This window comes from Halobacteriovorax marinus SJ (genome assembly GCF_000210915.2).
Classification (GTDB): Bacteria; Bdellovibrionota; Bacteriovoracia; order Bacteriovoracales; family Bacteriovoracaceae; genus Halobacteriovorax; species Halobacteriovorax marinus.
On sequence record NC_016620.1, the window covers coordinates 404691 to 421402 of the forward strand.

The 16712-nt window shown below is 36.3% G+C and carries 14 protein-coding genes; 9 read left to right on the forward strand and 5 right to left on the reverse strand.

Annotated features, from left to right (window positions below; all coding sequences use genetic code 11):
• Positions 1 to 69 precede the first annotated feature (69 nt).
• Positions 70 to 1041 (reverse strand): glycosyltransferase, encoded by a 972-nt coding sequence (locus BMS_RS01895; protein WP_014243095.1) that lies wholly within the window; start codon positions 1039 to 1041, stop codon positions 70 to 72.
• 65 nt (positions 1042 to 1106) lie between these two features.
• Here BMS_RS01895 and BMS_RS01900 point away from each other — a divergent pair, with 65 nt between their 5' ends.
• Genes BMS_RS01900 through BMS_RS01910 form a run of 3 tightly spaced genes read left to right on the forward strand, consistent with a single transcriptional unit; the run spans position 1107 to position 3988 of the window.
• Positions 1107 to 1829, forward strand: a complete 723-nt coding sequence (locus BMS_RS01900; protein WP_014243096.1) for a dolichyl-phosphate beta-glucosyltransferase — start codon at positions 1107 to 1109, stop codon at positions 1827 to 1829.
• A gap of 1 nt (position 1830) precedes the next feature.
• Positions 1831 to 2568: a class I SAM-dependent methyltransferase gene (locus tag BMS_RS01905; RefSeq protein WP_014243097.1), complete on the forward strand. Its 738-nt coding sequence runs from the start codon at positions 1831 to 1833 to the stop codon at positions 2566 to 2568.
• The gene (locus BMS_RS01910) at positions 2552 to 3988 is read left to right on the forward strand and encodes a glycosyltransferase family protein (protein ID WP_014243098.1); all 1437 of its coding nucleotides are present in this window, start codon (positions 2552 to 2554) and stop codon (positions 3986 to 3988) included. Before BMS_RS01905 ends, BMS_RS01910 begins: the two co-directional genes overlap by 17 nt.
• Before the next feature lie 10 nt (positions 3989 to 3998).
• On the opposite strand, the gene BMS_RS01915 is transcribed toward BMS_RS01910, so the two are convergent.
• Positions 3999 to 4763: a glycosyltransferase family 2 protein gene (locus BMS_RS01915; RefSeq protein ID WP_014243099.1), complete on the reverse strand. Its 765-nt coding sequence runs from the start codon at positions 4761 to 4763 to the stop codon at positions 3999 to 4001.
• Positions 4764 to 4829: 66 nt separating this feature from the next.
• On the opposite strand from BMS_RS01915, the gene BMS_RS01920 reads away from it, so the two are divergent.
• Both BMS_RS01920 and BMS_RS01925 read left to right on the forward strand, forming a co-directional pair.
• Positions 4830 to 5849 (forward strand): glycosyltransferase family 9 protein, encoded by a 1020-nt coding sequence (locus BMS_RS01920; protein ID WP_083885933.1) that lies wholly within the window; start codon positions 4830 to 4832, stop codon positions 5847 to 5849.
• Positions 5842 to 6729: a hypothetical protein gene (locus BMS_RS01925; RefSeq protein WP_014243101.1), complete on the forward strand. Its 888-nt coding sequence runs from the start codon at positions 5842 to 5844 to the stop codon at positions 6727 to 6729. The genes BMS_RS01920 and BMS_RS01925 overlap by 8 nt, the downstream gene beginning before the upstream one ends.
• On the opposite strand, the gene BMS_RS01930 is transcribed toward BMS_RS01925, so the two are convergent.
• Together BMS_RS01930 and BMS_RS01935 are read right to left on the reverse strand one after the other, a co-directional pair.
• Positions 6726 to 7646 carry a phosphoglycerate dehydrogenase gene (locus BMS_RS01930; RefSeq protein WP_014243102.1) on the reverse strand — a complete coding sequence of 307 codons (921 nt, stop codon included), beginning with the start codon at positions 7644 to 7646 and terminating at the stop codon, positions 6726 to 6728. The genes BMS_RS01925 and BMS_RS01930 overlap by 4 nt on opposite strands.
• Positions 7647 to 7648: 2 nt before the next feature.
• Complete coding sequence (locus BMS_RS01935) at positions 7649 to 8242, reverse strand: D-sedoheptulose-7-phosphate isomerase (protein WP_044557191.1); 594 nt, start codon at positions 8240 to 8242, stop codon at positions 7649 to 7651.
• Between the two features lie 186 nt (positions 8243 to 8428).
• Between BMS_RS01935 and BMS_RS01940 the strand changes: the two genes are divergently transcribed.
• Together BMS_RS01940 and BMS_RS01945 are read left to right on the forward strand one after the other, a co-directional pair.
• Positions 8429 to 9205 (forward strand): HpcH/HpaI aldolase family protein, encoded by a 777-nt coding sequence (locus BMS_RS01940; protein ID WP_044557192.1) that lies wholly within the window; start codon positions 8429 to 8431, stop codon positions 9203 to 9205.
• The gene (locus BMS_RS01945; RefSeq protein ID WP_044557193.1) at positions 9195 to 10232 is read left to right on the forward strand and encodes a Gfo/Idh/MocA family protein; all 1038 of its coding nucleotides are present in this window, start codon (positions 9195 to 9197) and stop codon (positions 10230 to 10232) included. Before BMS_RS01940 ends, BMS_RS01945 begins: the two co-directional genes overlap by 11 nt.
• Positions 10233 to 10413: 181 nt before the next feature.
• Here the strand turns inward: BMS_RS01945 and BMS_RS16590 are convergent, their stop codons facing one another.
• Positions 10414 to 13563: a DEAD/DEAH box helicase gene (locus BMS_RS16590; protein ID WP_014243106.1), complete on the reverse strand. Its 3150-nt coding sequence runs from the start codon at positions 13561 to 13563 to the stop codon at positions 10414 to 10416.
• A 288-nt stretch (positions 13564 to 13851) separates the two neighbouring features.
• On the opposite strand from BMS_RS16590, the gene BMS_RS01955 reads away from it, so the two are divergent.
• Complete coding sequence (locus tag BMS_RS01955) at positions 13852 to 15843, forward strand: hypothetical protein (protein ID WP_014243107.1); 1992 nt, start codon at positions 13852 to 13854, stop codon at positions 15841 to 15843.
• A 61-nt stretch (positions 15844 to 15904) separates the two neighbouring features.
• Complete coding sequence (locus BMS_RS01960) at positions 15905 to 16582, forward strand: response regulator transcription factor (RefSeq protein ID WP_014243108.1); 678 nt, start codon at positions 15905 to 15907, stop codon at positions 16580 to 16582.
• Positions 16583 to 16712: the final 130 nt, after the last annotated feature.

Genomic DNA, 16712 nt, shown 5'->3' on the forward strand with positions numbered 1-16712 from the left:
ACTTTTTATACTTACCTAGGAGTAAGTCTTTTGTTGAGGCTAAACTGGGGAAGAGATTGGGTGTCTGCATTAGTATTCCAATAAGTCTTCTGAGTCTTGAGGCAATTGCCAAGTTGGCTCTTCTTTGTGCAGGCAATTTCCTGAAATGACTTTTTCATAAAGTTTAAGGTACTCGTCAGTGAGTTTCTCTATGCTAAAGTGTTCTTCAACATATTCTCTAATCTTGTCTGGTTCATATGAGCTATCTTTTTTGGAGATTTCACTTAGAAGCTGCTCGTAATTATGACAAATTTTTCCTGCGATTGGTTGAATTATCTCTGGAAGTGATCCGTAGGGACTTCCAAGTACAGGCATCCCCATTGCCATAGCCTCGATAATTGCAATTCCAAAAGGCTCGTGCCATCTCACAGGAAATAAGAAAGCATCACACTTCTTCATAACTGCGAGTTTTTCTTCACCACCAACCATTCCATGAGAGTGAATATATTTTGAAGGAAGAAGGCTTCGTCCACCTGCAATATGCAGATTCTTTTTGGCTTTTTTACAGGCCTTAATGCAGTGTTTTAGATTTTTGACACTCCAAGAGCCTTTGGCGAGAAATAAAAAGCTCTCGAGTGATTTAGAGCTTTTTGAATTATAAGGGTACTCTGAGAAATCCAGCGCATTATGTATAAAGACCTCAGCTCCATGGTTCTCAGCATGTTTCTTAGATACAAAAACTGAATTTCTTGGAAACTTTTCCCCAATTTTTCCGTTGCACTGCATATTCACAATAGTGGGAACTTTGGTTTTTGGAATATAGTTGTAAGTAAGGTGAACAATATCTGCATCATCAGGAATGAGGTCATCTAGGTCTTGAGCCTGCTTTACACCAGGAAGGAGAGTTATACCAAATCTCTCAACATCTGACTCTGGGTGCCCAAAAAGAATGACTTCATGACCTCTTTTAGCGAGTTCTTTCATATGCCAAAAGAGTATGCGCTCAATACCACCATATTTTTTTACAGGTAGTATCCCTTTGTGTTCAAAAACAATTTTCATTCTTTAATTATTACCACTTTAAATGATATAAATGAATAGTTAATCTTTTAAACTAATGGTTTAGTATGTCCATATGCCTAGTCATTCCTTGCTATAACGAGGAGCGACGACTTGATATTCATGAATTTAGTAAATTTGCAGCCTCAAATGTCGGTTACCATATTTTATTCGTTAATGATGGTTCAGTGGATGGGACACCTTTTTTACTCGAGAAGCTAACAGCTCAATATGAGAATATGAGTTTTTTAAACCTTGAGAAAAATGGAGGAAAAGCAGAAGCGGTGAGACAAGGCTTCTTGCATGCTTTAACTTTAAACGATTTTTCATATATTGGTTTTTGGGATGCTGACTTGGCCACCCCATTAAGTGAGTTGAATCAATTCAGTACTCCCTTGAGGGAAAATAAATATGATATTGTTATGGGCTCAAGAGTCCTCAGGCTCGGAGGTCATATTGAGCGGAAGTGGTATAGACATTTATTAGGTCGGTTATTCGCAACCGTTGCAAGTGTATCTTTAAAGCTTCCCGTGTATGATACTCAGTGTGGTGCAAAGTTCTTCAAGGCATCAATCGTGAAAGATTTATTTCTGTCGAACTTCATTTCTTATTGGATTTTCGATGTAGAGCTCCTGTTTAGATACTGTCAAAAGAATGAAAATGCTTCAGAGAGAATTTATGAAATACCTCTAAATCATTGGGTAGATGTGGCTGGATCAAAGTTATCTCCTTTGGATTTCTTTAAGGCACCGATGGAGCTTTTTAAAATTTATAAAAAATATAAAGGTTAGAATGGATATTAAAGAAATTAATGAATTAGACATTCAGAGTGAGAGAAAGCATTGGTGGATAAGAACGAGATTTCAATATATAGAGAAATTATTCAACTTCTTTAATAGAGGAAATTTAAATGTCGCAGAATATGGCTGCGGTAGTGGACAGAATCTTTGGTATCTAAAAACACAGAGTCCAAGTATTGGTAAGGTGAAAAGTGCAGTTGGTATTGATCCAAATCTCCCTGCTGAATTTAAGGGTGACTGGTGTGATGAAAATTTTAGACTCTCTAGCAATTTAAATGAATGTAGTGAAGAAAAAGCCGATGTACTCCTTGCTATGGATGTTCTAGAGCACGTTGATAATGACGAAGAAGTTTTAAAGCAGTGGGTAAGTACGATGAAACCTGATGGTTCTATTCTTATTACTGTTCCTGCTTTTCAATCTCTCTGGTCGTATCACGATGAATTTTTAGAGCATAGAAAAAGGTATACTAGAAAAGAGTTATTAGAGGTCGCCAAAAAGGCAGGTTTAGAACCTGTTTATTTAAAATATGCATTTGGATATCTTTTCCCAGTTGTTTTTATTGTTAGAAAATTTTCTAAGGGGTCAAAGGATCAGCAAGATCTTAAGCTCCCAAACCCAGTGATTAATTTAATTATGATCCTTCTTGGGAAAATTGAAAAAATCCTTGGGGGAAACCCGTTTTTTGGGACATCAGTCATAGGGATATTTAAGTTTGAAAAATCTAAATAATTATAAAAGTATTCTTTATATTTCACTTCTTTTTCATGTTCTGGCCGCAGTTTTTAGTACGGGGTTCCAGCATTTTGATGAGCACTTTCAAATTTATGAATTTTTAAACTTTAAGCTAGGTAATATTCCAAGCTCAAACTTACCTTGGGAGTTTAGAGAGCAAATTAGACCTTGGTTTCAAGTTTTCATTTATTTCTTGATTTATAAACCTCTCTCTATATTTGGTGTCGAGTCTCCCTTTGTATTTGCCTTTATTTTTCGGCTTTTCACTTCTCTCTTTGGCCTATTTGCTCTTACAAGAGTTTGGCCACTCATTAAGATTTGGATAAAAGGAGAGAGGTACCAATTATTAACATGGGCCATGTTGAACCTGACTTGGTTTGTTCCTTATATACAAGTTAGAACCAACTCTGAGAGTTTTGGAATAAGTTTCTTTTTGTGGGGAATGTCTGTATTTCTTTTAGCTGCTGTAGAGAGGAAAAACTTAGTTTATGCGGGATTATTCTCTGGTTTACTTTTTGGCTTTAGTTATCTTTCAAGGTCTCAGATGGCTTTTATGGTGGCCTTCCTTTGGTTCTGGGGGATGTTTATAAATAAGTCCGGAGCAAAGCTGCTTATTAGTAGTGCTATTACTATTTTAGTTGCAATAGGTCTTGGAGTTCTTTTTGATTACTGGGGATATGGAAATTTGACTTTTTCTACTTGGCACTACTTTAGGACTAACTTTTTAGAAGGAATTATGAGTAGTGTTAAACAGTATCCATGGTGGTGGTACTTTAGACTTGCTCTCAATAGAGGAATTCATCCAGTTAGTTTGCCACTTATTATTGTGACGGTTTGGGGCTGGTGGAAGCTTAGAAAGCATCCTCTTACTTGGGCAACACTCCCTCTCTTTATTTTTCATTGCTATGTTGGTCATAAGGAGTTGCGCTATATTTTTCCAATTATTATCTTAACTCCAATATTCTGCGGCCTTTTTATTTCAACTTATAGAGATAAAATTGAAGAACTATATAAGAAGAAATGGCTTAGAGGTATTTGGAAATTTTGTGTCTATGTAAACTTTCTATTTTTAATTATTGCTACTTTTAGGGCTGCAAACCCATCTGTCGATTTCTATAAATTTGTTTGGAAGAGTGAAATTAAGACACTCAACGTTCATGGTGAGAATCCATTTACAATGCTAGGTCTCCCTCTTGAGTTTTATAAGAAAAAAGATCTAGTCATTAATGAAGTCAAATCTTTTCCTGCAGAGGGGGAGCATTACCTCTTTTTTAATAAGGGAAGGTTTGTGAAAGAAATGGAGAAGCACACTAGGTGTGAGCTCATTTATTTAACTTATCCAAAGTGGGTTTTAAAATTTAATATTGGGAATTGGATATCTCGGTCTAGGGTTTGGTCAATTTATAAATGCTTATGACTAGATTGCATTAATCAATCGACCTACCGTCCTGTAAATCCTTGAGCTTGGAATATTTTAAAAGAGCAGAAAGAGAGTTTATACAGCAAATAATGAATCCATACCTTCCATCTAGAAAACCTCTTTTTAGAAAGTAATCTTTTATAAATTTAAGAATTGGTCTTGATACGATTTTAAAGTTACTTGAACGCTTACCTTCTTTAAATGCAGCCTTTGCCGCGATCGTTGTAAACTTATTCGTTTGGTTAACATGATCACTGATTGAGTCGTAGCTATAGTGAAGAAGGTCCCCATTTATTCTTTTAATAGTTGATCCATCCTGCATTTTGATAATGTCATGTGGGTTTGTACCACTCCAAGTACCTTTATTTTTATTAAAGAGTCTTAGCTTCGAGTCAGGGTACCATCCTGAGTGATATACCCATTTGTCTACATAGTTGGTAAGTCTATTAAAGTAGTAGCCATCTGCCTTGAAATCTTCTTTTACTTTAAGAATTTCAATTTTAAGTTGCTTGTCTAAGGCCTCATCCGCATCAAGTGACAAAACATGGTCATATTTGGCAGCTTTAAGGGCAAAATTCTTCTGTTCAATATGACCAATAAATTTATTTTGAATCCATCTAACGTTATGTTTCTGGCAGATTTCCTGCGTTTTATCTGTAGAAAATGAGTCCACCACAACAATCTCATCAACGATTCCCTCAAGTGACTTAAGGCATCGTTCAATATTATGTTCTTCATTAAATGTAATGATTACTGCGGATAGTTTGATCATTTCTCAATCATAGACTGCATTATTCTTTTTGTTAACACATTGTTGCAATTTAGATATACTATTATAATGACATATCGAACAATTCTCGTTGTGAAAAATAGGGCCATGGGAGATTCCATCATGGGCCTATCGACGCTTCAATATATTCGAAAGCTTTATCCTGAGGCAAAAATTATTTATGCGATACCTTCGTGGATAACCCCGCTTTATAAAAACGTTGAAATTGAGTGTGATGAAGTCATTAATTGCGACCTTAAGGTAGCAAAGGATTGGGCAGCTCTTCTTGGGCGACTAAGAAAAATTAAGCCTGATGTTATCTTTGAAATGCAGTTGTCCGGTAGGACTTTTAAATTCTTCAATATATATTCCAAACTCTTTGGTATTCCTTATTATTTTCACGATCATCATTCAAAAAAATCTCCCAATTCATTAAAGGACAGGGGGATCTTAGATCAAGGTGTGATTAAAGCAGTCATTCAACGAGATTTAGATGGAGCTTATTCTTGTTTAGGTGCTGATGATCAAGTGCCTAATTACTTAAGCTACGTACCTAAAATCTCTTTTGAAAAGGCACCAAAGAATCGTCTAGTTTTAGGCGTTGTTGCAACAAGGGCCACTAAGATGTGGCCATTAGAGTACTATGTTGAATTAGCAAAAATTTGCAGAAGAAATTATCCTAATCTAAGTATCAAAATTCCATTATCTAAATCACTTGGTGATATTGAAATTAAAGAAAGATTAGAAGAATTAAACTTTAACGACTACGGTGAGATCGTTCACGTACCGCTGTCTCAGTTACCACGCTTTGTCGGCAACTCTAAGCTTTATGTTGGAAATGATACTGGACTTAAACATCTGGCCATTTCTACAGGTGTTAAGTCGTATACTCTCTTTGGGCCAGAACCTCCAAATGAGTGGCATCCATATGATAAAATAACTCATCCCTACTTTTATAAAGATCCTCTTGAATGTAGAACTAGAGACGCTCACTACTGTGGACTTTCTAATTGCTCGAGTATGATTTGTCTTAATGAGTTTATGCCAACACAGATTTTTGATGAAATTAAAAAGGACCTAGATGACTAAGTTAATCTCTGGAATAACATTTATAAAAAATGGGCTTACTCTCGGCTATCCAATAAAAGAGTCTATTGAAAGTATAGACTCACTTTGTGATGAAATAATTATTAATGTTGGTTTCGATAATCCAGAACTCACAGAAGATGATGGAACTTGGGATTATTTAACGACTCATTTTAAAGGTGAAAAATATATTTTCCTAAAAAGTTACTGGGATCCTGCCATGACTTCAAAGGGGTTGATTTTATCACAGCAGACTAATATTGCCCTCGAAAGAGCGAGTGGAAAGTACTGTCAATATATTCAAGGTGATGAATGCCTTCACGAAAATGATTTGGAGACCATTAGAAAAGAAGTTGAGAAGATGGAATCTGATCATTCTTATAATGGACTTGTGTTTAATTATATTCACTTCTACGGCAATGTTAATGTTCAAAAACAAACAAAGAAAACTTATAGGCGTGAACTACGATTGATTCGAAATGGCTTAGGAATAAAATCTTGGCTAGATGCTCAAGGGTTTAGGAATAAGGATGATTCTAAGGTTTTATGTAAGCAGATAAATGCTACTGTCTATCACTATGGATGGGCTAGAGCAGAGCAAGTGATGCAGGCAAAAACTAGGGCCTTTGAAAAACTATATCACGGTGACAAAAAGAAAGATGAAAGCTTTAATTATGAGAGAGTCTGGGGACTAAGACCATTCAAGGGGGAGCACCCTAAGGTCATGAATAATTGGATTGAAGCAAATAAGAATGACCTCGACATTCTCTCTCTTCCATATAAGTTTAATGTTAAAGATATAAGACTAATGCTTAGTGACCGCTTCGAATATTTAACAGGTATTCGTCTTGGGGAATTTAAAAATTTTAAATTAAAGAATTAAGAGTTCTCTTTTCTAGAAAGCCCTTCAATCGCCGCTAGTCCCATTGCTCTGATCGCTTCAATTGAAGATCCTCCAATATGTGGAGTTATAAAAAAATTATCTAGAGACAGAAGTGGATTATCAACTGGTGGTTCCTCTGAAAGAACATCGAAGGCCGCAGCAGAAATGAGCTTTTCTTTAAGAGCTTTTTCTAGATGCTCTTCATTCACAATTCCTCCTCTAGAGGTATTAATAAGCACTGACTCTTGGTTCATTAAAGATAAAAGGGATTCATCTACAAGATGTGATGTACTTTCATTGTATGGAATGTGAAGGCTTACAATATCTGATTCCTTGAAGAGTCTCTCCTTGGATACTAATTCAATATTGTGCTCTCTAGCGAAGGATGACCTATCATCAATATCATTGGCCAAAATAGTACAATTAAAGGGAGACAGAAGCCTGGCCAAGTCTTGTCCAATATTGCCAAGGCCAAGTATTCCAAACGTCTTATCACTAAGCTGTTTGCCTGGTAATTGCATCCACTGATTAGTCATAGCAAGGGAGTTTGCCTTGAAAGTATTCCTAAGAGAAAGTAATGCAAAAGAGAGTGTAAGTTCAGATACGGACCTCTTATTAACGCCAGCACTCCAGCCTAGATTTATATTTCTTCTTTTAACTTCTTGAAGATCAATATTATCTAGGCCAACGCCATACTTTGAAATGGTTTTTAAATTAGGAAGCTTATTTAAAATGTCCTTGTCTAAGATCTCAAGGCCAATAATGACAGCATTGGCATCGTAAAGAAAGTCGACAAGTTCATCTCCAGCTAACTTTAACCCTTTATGATTATACTTAATATCTTGGTACTTTTTTTCGAGTTCAGATTTTAAAAAAGCATTCTTTGAAAAAGATCTGGATGCGACAGCGACTTTCATTACTATTTCTTAGTTTGAATATATTGAAAGAGATAGCTCCCTATCATGTGATCAAGAATCATATGAATATCCTCAACAGGTCCATATTCTCCTTGGGCCGTAGGGATAAGAATAAATTGATCACAAAGCTCTTTAAGTTTGCCACCATCAAAACCGAGAAGACCAATCGTTTTATTGCCCTTTTCTTTTGCGTACTGAATAGCCCTTACAAGGTTTTCTGAATTTCCAGATGCAGAGATAGCAACAACAATATCGCCCTTATCTAGGTGAACTTGAAGTTGTTTCTTAAATACTTCTTCATATCCATCATCATTTGAAATGGCCGTGAGAATCGCAATATTGTCACTTAGGCTCATGGCCTTAAATGGCCTTTCATATTCTCGCGTCCCAATACTAATATCGTTTGCAAAGTGAGAGGCTGTTGCGGCTGAACCACCATTTCCAATGAAGAGAATTTTACTTCCATGGTCACGTGTTTTAAGAATCTTATCTATAAAGCTTGCAATGGCTTCAAAGTCCAGACTCTGAAGAAGGTCAGTAAGATAATTGATATATGACTTACAGTAAGCCGCAGGGTCTTGATTCTCTGAATATATTTTTTGGAGCTTGTTAACTGTCTATTCCTTATTGCTTTAAACTTATTGGATAATATCTTACTCACTGAAATTTAGTCAATAAAAGTGATTAAAACACCAATAACCGTCGAATATCTAGCTTTTTATTTACCTCTAATTAATCTCTCGTTATAATTTATGGCACATAATGTAATAAAGACTGGGCCCATGATAAAAGTAAAAGAAGAGCTGAAATCAAATAATAAAATCTCCATAGGTTCGTGGATAACCATACCTAATAGAATTATCGCTGAAATTATGAAGAATGCGGGATATTCTTGGGTTTGTATTGACCTGGAGCATACGATGATTACTTTAGAGCAGGCCGGGGACTTGATAGCTGCCATTGACTCTAAAGAGTGTTCTCCACTTGTTCGCTTATCCTCTAATGATTCTGTTCTGATAAAGCGAGTAATGGATGCTGGAGCTCACGGAGTTATTGTTCCAATGGTAAAAACCAAGGACGATGTCCTAAATGCTTTTGAATCTATGCATTATCCACCGCTTGGTAAAAGAGGTGTTGGTTTAGCTAGAGCGCAAAAGTATGGTGTGGCCTTTGATGACTATCAAAAATGGTTATTAGAAAACTCAGTTCTTATTGCGCAGATTGAGCATATTGATGCTGTTCAAAATATTAAAGAGCTTTTAGAGATGAATGAGCTTGATGGATATATTGTTGGTCCTTATGATTTAAGTGCTTCAATGGGGATTGCTGGAGAATTCGATCACCCTGACTTTATAAGTGTGATGAAAAAAATTGAGGACGCTATTAAAAAGTATAATAAGCCAGGCGGTCTGCATGTGGTGGAGCCAGATACTTCAAAGCTAAAAGAAGTTATTGAAAAGGGTTACCGATTTATTGCTTATAGTGTTGATATGAGAATGTTAGATAAGAGCTGTAGGGAAGGGGTCGACTTGGCCTATAGAGTTGCTGATGAGTCATAGTGTTTTTAATGTTGGAATTGCTGGGTACGGTGTCGTCGGTAAGAGACGAAGGACATGTATCGATGAGCATCCAAATTTTAAAACAGTTGCAATTTGCGATCTTTGTTTTGAAAACTCTTTAGAAGACTTTGGAGATATTTCTACCTACACAGATTACACTAAGATGTTAGAGCAGGAGCAATTAGATGTTCTCTTCGTTTGCCTTCCAAATAATATTGCTCCAATTGTAACAATTGCTGGTCTTGGGAGTGGACTTCATGTTTTTTGTGAGAAGCCTCCCGGTAGAACGGTGGATGATATCTCGAAAGTTATGGAAGCAGAGCTTCGCGCTCCAAATTTAAAGTTGATGTATGGCTTTAACCATAGATATCACGGCTCGGTAAAGAAGGCCTTGGAAGTTATTTCAAGTGGAGAGCTTGGAGAAATTATTAATCTAAGAGGAGTCTACGGCAAGTCTAAAATAATTTCTAAAAACTCTGATTGGAGAAGTAAGAGGGAACTCTCTGGTGGTGGAATACTACTTGATCAAGGCATTCACATGGTAGATCTCATGAGAATGTTTGCTGGTAACTTCTCTGAGTATAAGAGCTTTATCGATAGTAACTTTTGGAATTATGATGTTGAAGATAATGCTTATGCGCTAATGAAAACTAAAAGTGGCGTTGTGGCCTTCCTAAATTCTTCTGCTACTCAATGGAGACATAGGTTTAATTTAGAGATCTCTCTTACAAAGGGCGCGATAACATTATCCGGAATACTTTCGAGCTCAAAGAGTTATGGACCAGAGAAAATAATTATTTCTTACCCTAACGAAAGTGAGAATGAAGGGGAAGGCCCAAGAGAAGTCACTGTTAAGTATGATGAAGATAATTCTTGGTGTGAGGAAACGAATTACTTCGCCAGTTGTATACTCAATGACTCTAAAGTTGAGCAAGGAGCTTCAAGTGACGCTTTTGAAACTATGAAAGCGGTTTACAATATCTATCTAGCTGATGAAGAGTGGAAGTTAAAACACGAGCTCAAATAAAAAAAGCAGGCCTTTAGGAACCTGCTTTTTTCAAATAGGGGGAGAGATATCAAAAAGTTCTTACCTTTCGATGAATTAAATATAGCAGAAAAAAGCATTTGAATGTCTCAAGATGTAATTACTTCTAGGGGTGTATAAACATTGAACACATTAGGTGATTTCAGTGGCTTATAGCAAGTTTCTAAGAGAAAAGATCCTCGAAGTCCTTCATTGAAAGCTTACCAGTAAATAGGCTTTCATCATCATCTGGCAGCAGGTCTTTAAAGAGTTGCTTCTTCATTTCTTGTAGCTTTAAGACTTTCTCTTCCACCGAATCTTTTATAATTGGCCTGTAAACAGTAAGTGTATTTTGCTGTCCAATTCTATGGGCCCTATCGATTGCCTGAGATTCAACGGCCGGGTTCCACCAAGGGTCCATGATAAAAACGTAACTCGCAGCTGTTAAGTTTAGACCGACCCCACCAGCTTTAAGTGAGATCAGGAATACATCGGACTTTCCTGATTGGAAGTCATCAACTTGTTGCTGTCTCTTTTTAATAGATTGGCTTCCATCAATTCTTGAAAGTCTCCAATGTTTATCAGAGAGAGTGTTCTGAATTAAGTCTAAGTAAGTTGTAAATTGAGAGAAGACAATTGTCTGATGGCCTTCTTCTATAATTTGTTCAAGTTGTTCAACTAAGAACTCAATCTTGGTTGAGGCAATATTCTTATAATTTAAGCCCGCTGTAGGGGACTGCCATAAACAGCTTTGTCTTAATTGAAGAAGACCTTTTAAAATCTCACCGTATTTCTTTCTCGAAGGTGAAGCATTAATTTTCTGCTTTATAGAAACAAGGTTATTGAGATATGTCTTTCTCTCCCCATCATCAAAGTTGAGATAGACATTGTTCTCAAGTTTTGGAGGTAGATCGGTTAGAACTTGGTCTTTTGTTCTTCTTAAAATAAAAGGTGCAGCAGTTTTTCTGGCCATGAGTCTAGACTTTTGATTTGAGGTCGTCCTAATGAACTCAAGATCTCCCCAAATTCCAGGAACTGATAGATCTATAATATTATAGAACTCGGCTAGATCATTCTCTACAGGAGTACCTGTAAGACAAATTCTATAATCGGCCTTAATCTTTCTTGCAGCATAAGCTCCAAGAGATCTAATATTTTTCAAGTGCTGAACTTCATCAAGTACTAAGACATCAAAGTGCTTATCGGCGAAAGTCTCATCGATCTCTCGCTTCATTACACCGTAACTTGTTAGTATGATTTTAGTATCTTTGGGAAAACTTCTCTCTCCACCGTGATAGATATGAATATCAAGCTTAGAGAATTTTGTGATCTCTTTTTCCCAGTTTAATAGAATTGATACTGGGCAAACAACAAGTACTCTATCAATTTGTTCATGAATACTTTGAATAAAGGCAATTGTTTGAAGTGTCTTACCTAGACCCATATCATCAGCTAAACAAGCACCTAATTTATTTTCATGTAGGAACTTAAGCCAGTTGTAACCAGTTTTCTGATATGGTCTTAGAGTGGCATCGAGATCCTGTGGAAGATCATATTCCGGAACTTGTTCTAGTGTAGCAAGTCTCTCGCAGAGATCTTCTTCTTCCTTCGTAAGAGCACCTTCAATACCTAATTTTTTAAGTTCGAATAGCTCAAAAATTCTTGCTCGATTAAATGGAAGTAAAAACTTCTGAAAAGGTGTCTCTGAGTTTTCTTCTTCCTCTGCTTCGGCAGGCTTTTTCGCCTCATATTTCGTATACTTTCTCATGAACTTCATGAGATCTTTTTGTTCTTTATTAAGTAGAACAAGACCTTTGTCTGTTAGAACAAGTCCTGTTTCCATATCTGCTTGCTTTATAATTTCTAAGTCATCATTGGAGACATAGAGTTCTAGATCAAACCACTTTGTTGACGAAGCTCTTCTTTCAAAGCGAATTTTTGAGTTCCAATTTGCGAGCTCTGACTTCTCATAGAATATAGAAACTCCATAAGGAGTAACCTTGTCATGGAAAGCGGATAGCCCACCAAAAATAGAACTCATTGAAGCTTGAAAATAAATTGTTTTAGATTCGCTTCTATACTCGGCATACCTGAAGAAAAGTTCTCCAAAATGCTTGTAAAGTGAGTTGATTAGAAGAGTGAGAAATTGGTTGTTAAAATCACAAATCTCTTTTTCTTCACTATCGTAGATGAATGTCTTCTCATTTTTCATCGTATAGTTAATAAGCTCAATCCACTTATCTTTTTTACTACTTGAATGAAGAGATTTTCTATAATCAATAACGTCGTCTTCAATATGTTCAGAGAAGTGACCAATGAAGTCGTACGCATCTTTCTTCTTTTTAAAGTTGGAGAGATATCCACCTTCAAAAGTGAATGATGTTAGAAAATCAGGAGGGGAGATAACCTTACTGTCGTCGTCGTGAAAATTGAGCTCCACTTCAACTAAACCTTTACGCGATCCTGGAGATAGTGTCAGTCTACAGCCTGCATTGATTTCTTTTACTTGATTGAGAGGAATGCCATCAATAACAATTTCACACTTCTCAGAGAGCTCTCTGTGCATGGCCATTTTTATAATTTCATTCGTCGTAAGGTTTATTCCACGAATTTTAATTTTTTGTATCAACGTCTTTAAATCACTCGTTAGGTGAAAGGCATCGCCAGTTGTCCAGTCAAAGAGATAGAGGTTTTCAAATAGAGAGATTTCGTTAACTACAGAATCATCTCCTCTCTTGTGTTGAAATTTTAGCTTTGGAAAAGTTCTCTCTTCATTGGGACTGAAAATATTTAAAATAACTTTACCTTCAAATTTCTCAGGAAGCGGAAAGTTTACAACTTTCTTATTGTGTAAGAGATATTGTAGAGATGAGTAAGTTGCAGTAGTTGAAGCCCCCTGTAATTCTCCAGGTGCTTTTAAAATCGTTCCGTATTCAAGAACATTCACTCCGTTCAATCCAAAGTTGGGAATTGGAGGTGCTGATGTATCTTGTGGTTTATCGCCCTCTAGTTGAAGGTGATACCCAAGAAATAATGCCGCTGTATGAGAGCAATGTCCCTCGGTTGTCCAATCATGACAATCGCAATTAGAAGAGAGTGGACCTTCGTCAGTACCTTCGAGTCTTTTCTTGTATACGATTTTACATTCGTGCGTACGATCATGCTTCACTATTCCTGAAACAATGTAATAGGTTTCAGGGCTTCCTTTAGTGAAAGAGATATTGACCTTCGATAGACTTAAAAATTTCTTTGCATTTGTTATATCAACTTCTTTAAAGAAGTTTCGCGCAGACTTTTCAAGGTTTTCTGGCAATATGAAAATATCTTGAAGCATATTATAAGTTCCTAATTTTTAAAGCCTATATTGTATCTCGAATTTAACGAAAAAGACACCTCGGCACATTAGTCGGCTATTAGTAGCTGACCAAAATACTTGCCTAAATTGAAAATATAAAATTGCTCGAGCGATTAAGAAATCTTAAGAAAGCAGGGGATAAATATTAAAATTTATTAATAATCAATATATTGCAAGAAATCTTACCTTAAATCTGAAGTTCTCTGGCCCGAAACTCTAAACAGTGAATATTTTATTTTAATCAAAAAACTAAAAAAGGAATTTAGAATGAAATTTAAATTACTCAATTGTTTATCTACAACGGCATTTATGCTCGCTCTTGCTTCTTGTGGTGGAAGCTCAAGTGGAGGAAGTTCGGCCGGTGGAACAAGCGGATCAACAATCAAGCTAGTTGACCCATATATTGTTGGCGGAACAATGTTCTGGGATAAGAATAATAATGGAAAGCTAGACTCTGGAGAACCTGTCTCTGGTGCATCTAACGCAAGTGGTGTAGCTCAATTTTCTGTTACAGTTTCAGAAGATGCAAAACTTATACAGCTTGCTAAAGGGGTTTCTGGAGGGAAACCCTTTAAAGGGAAATTGAAAGTAAAATTCAAAAAAGATAAGAACTTTGCTACTCCAATAACTACAATGAGAGAGAATGGTTACGATGATGATGATATTCTTGCTCTTGTAAATGATGCAAGTGGATTAAGCTTTTCATCAGTTGATGACCTAATAAATAACCCAATGGAAGCAGTAGATAATGGAGCATCTTCTGATGACGATCTAGATCTACTTAAAGCAACTATGGCGGTCACAAACCTTTTGAATTCTTCTGAAAAAGGCTTTGATGCTACACCAACCGACTTAGATATTACTAATGCTGGAATTAAGACTAAGTTTAAGGACAGTGCTGATGTTTATGAAAGAGTTGTAACAAAAGCAAAGCTAGATGCTGGTTCTGATAAAGCAATAAAAACAGCTGTTGCAGTCCAGACATATATTGATAATGCTGGAGTTACAGCTTTTGGTGGTAGTGGTTCAATTAGTACTGGTGATGTTGATGCCGCCATCACTCAGTTAGAAACGGCCTATGATGGTGCAAGTGAAGATGTGCAAGAGTTAGAACTGAAATATGATGGTTCTAATTTTGTATCAGAAGCCAGAGAGAAGAATAACATTCCAAATGGAACATATGATTACATCAAGCTCAACTTAAAAAAGTTCTCAAGGACAGCTGATGAGGCAGGGGATTTTTGGGGACCTAATATGACAGTTTCTGTAGATTTTGGTCAGCAGGCTTTTCGAGATAATAATCTTGTCTTAGATGATGATGAAGATGAGTTTTCATCTACATTTGACTCATCCACTGGCCTTCTAACAGTTAAATTAGAAGAGTCAATAACTGATGGAGCTACAATTGATTGGGCAGATATTACTTTTAATAACTCAAGTAGTGGATTTGCGGTCAGTGAAGCTAGGGGTGCAGGTGTTTATAAGCTTGATGTTCCTGTGAATGGAGTATTTAGAGCTTATGGAACGATGAACTTAAGTATTGATTGGATGGGTGCAATGCCACAAGGTGATGGGAATTATGTTGTTGATAAGTCTGTAAATAACCACTGTATAGATATGAACTCTACTGCATCAGACTACACAGATGATACAGTTGTTAGATGTTCAACACATTCAGGTAATGCTTCAACTGGAAAGTTTTCATTTGTAGATGAAGAGGTTAGACAAGATGAATTTTATAATTTTATGGATAGTTCTCTTGATGAAGCCGCGCCTAGTGCCGTTACATTCACAATAGAAGATGTAGAGGGAGTATTCACACTAGATACAATAACAACTTCTGATAAAGCTTTAGTTGTAGGAAGAAATTCCTCAAATTCGTATGATGTTCTTGAGCTAGCGGATGATAGCACTAAAGATCTAGATATGAGTTTTTCAATGAGTTTTTCATCAAAGTACGATGGTAGCTTTCCTTCAAGTTATCCAATAAAGTTGATCGCTAATACTCTTAAGATTAAGAAGGGGACTACTGACCTAAATGTCGCTGTAAACTCTACAGGTTTTCCATTCTATAAAGGAGGCTTTATGTATATTCCTCTTGATGATAGTACTGGAACTTTTACTGACGATACGACACAGGATGATGAATTTAGATTTCTTCTTTTAGACACTAAGTCAAAAAAGGGATACGCAATTTCAACTGGACTAAATGGGTATATGAAATTGAATGAAGTAACAATTATAACTGTTACACCATAATTTGAACTGAGCCTCCTTCGGGAGGCTTCTTTTTTTTCAAGCTTTAAGGTAAAATTCTTATATGAATAAAATTTTATATATCGACGATAGCAAAGAAAACCTAGAAAGATTCCATCAAAAGTTAAGTGACCAATTTGAATTAACTCTTTGTGAGTGCCCCGTTGAGGGGATTAATCTCGCGAAAAAAAATGATTACGACTTGATTTTGGCCGACATTCTTATGCCGAAAATGAATGGACTAAAGCTGTATAGTGAAGTTACAAATTCGCCATGGTACTCGGGAACTCCGATAGTTTTAAAGTCCTTAAGTATGGAAGAGTCAATTAAGTTAGAGGCCCTTGAGGTAACGAAGAGCGACTTCTTAACTCATGGAATGAGCTTTGATGAAATTGCTCTCAGACTCTCTAACCAAATTCACCGTCACGTAAGTCATAAGAAAATTCAGCTAGGATATTCACTTATTCTAGATATAGATGAAGTATGTGCACTTTATAAAAGTGAAGACTTAAACTTGACCAAACAAGAATTCAAAATTTTGAAAACTCTTTCAGAGAGAAAGCTAAAGAGTAAGAGGGAATTGGTTGAATCTGTTTGGGGCGTAGGTGCTATGGTAGATGATAATAATATCAATACTCACCTCGTAAACTTAAGAAAGAAGCTTGAGCCAACAGCACATAGGGTTGTGAATGTTAGAAATAAAGGGTTCAGACTCGTTGTTGATGACAGTGTTCTAGAATAAAAAAGGCGTCTATTTTAGACGCCGTTTTTGTCACTTTGCTTAGCGCTTTTACGAGATGAAAGTGTCACATCTGCGGTACTAAATTCTTAGTACTCTTTAAGTATATAGATTTTATTGGTTAATTAGCAGT

Excerpts from the sequence above, each read along its gene's own strand:
- BMS_RS01895 (WP_014243095.1), bottom strand. The coding sequence starts at position 1,041 with ATGAAAATTGTTTTTGAACACAAAGGGATACTACCTGTAAAAAAATAT.
- BMS_RS01900 (WP_014243096.1), top strand. The coding sequence starts at position 1,107 with ATGTCCATATGCCTAGTCATTCCTTGCTATAACGAGGAGCGACGACTT.
- BMS_RS01905 (WP_014243097.1), top strand. The coding sequence starts at position 1,831 with ATGGATATTAAAGAAATTAATGAATTAGACATTCAGAGTGAGAGAAAG.
- BMS_RS01915 (WP_014243099.1), bottom strand. The coding sequence starts at position 4,763 with ATGATCAAACTATCCGCAGTAATCATTACATTTAATGAAGAACATAAT.
- BMS_RS01920 (WP_083885933.1), top strand. The coding sequence starts at position 4,830 with ATGACATATCGAACAATTCTCGTTGTGAAAAATAGGGCCATGGGAGAT.
- BMS_RS01925 (WP_014243101.1), top strand. The coding sequence starts at position 5,842 with ATGACTAAGTTAATCTCTGGAATAACATTTATAAAAAATGGGCTTACT.
- BMS_RS01930 (WP_014243102.1), bottom strand. The coding sequence starts at position 7,646 with ATGAAAGTCGCTGTCGCATCCAGATCTTTTTCAAAGAATGCTTTTTTA.
- BMS_RS01940 (WP_044557192.1), top strand. The coding sequence starts at position 8,429 with ATGATAAAAGTAAAAGAAGAGCTGAAATCAAATAATAAAATCTCCATA.
- BMS_RS01945 (WP_044557193.1), top strand. The coding sequence starts at position 9,195 with ATGAGTCATAGTGTTTTTAATGTTGGAATTGCTGGGTACGGTGTCGTC.
- BMS_RS16590 (WP_014243106.1), bottom strand. The coding sequence starts at position 13,563 with ATGCTTCAAGATATTTTCATATTGCCAGAAAACCTTGAAAAGTCTGCG.
- BMS_RS01955 (WP_014243107.1), top strand. The coding sequence starts at position 13,852 with ATGAAATTTAAATTACTCAATTGTTTATCTACAACGGCATTTATGCTC.
- BMS_RS01960 (WP_014243108.1), top strand. The coding sequence starts at position 15,905 with ATGAATAAAATTTTATATATCGACGATAGCAAAGAAAACCTAGAAAGA.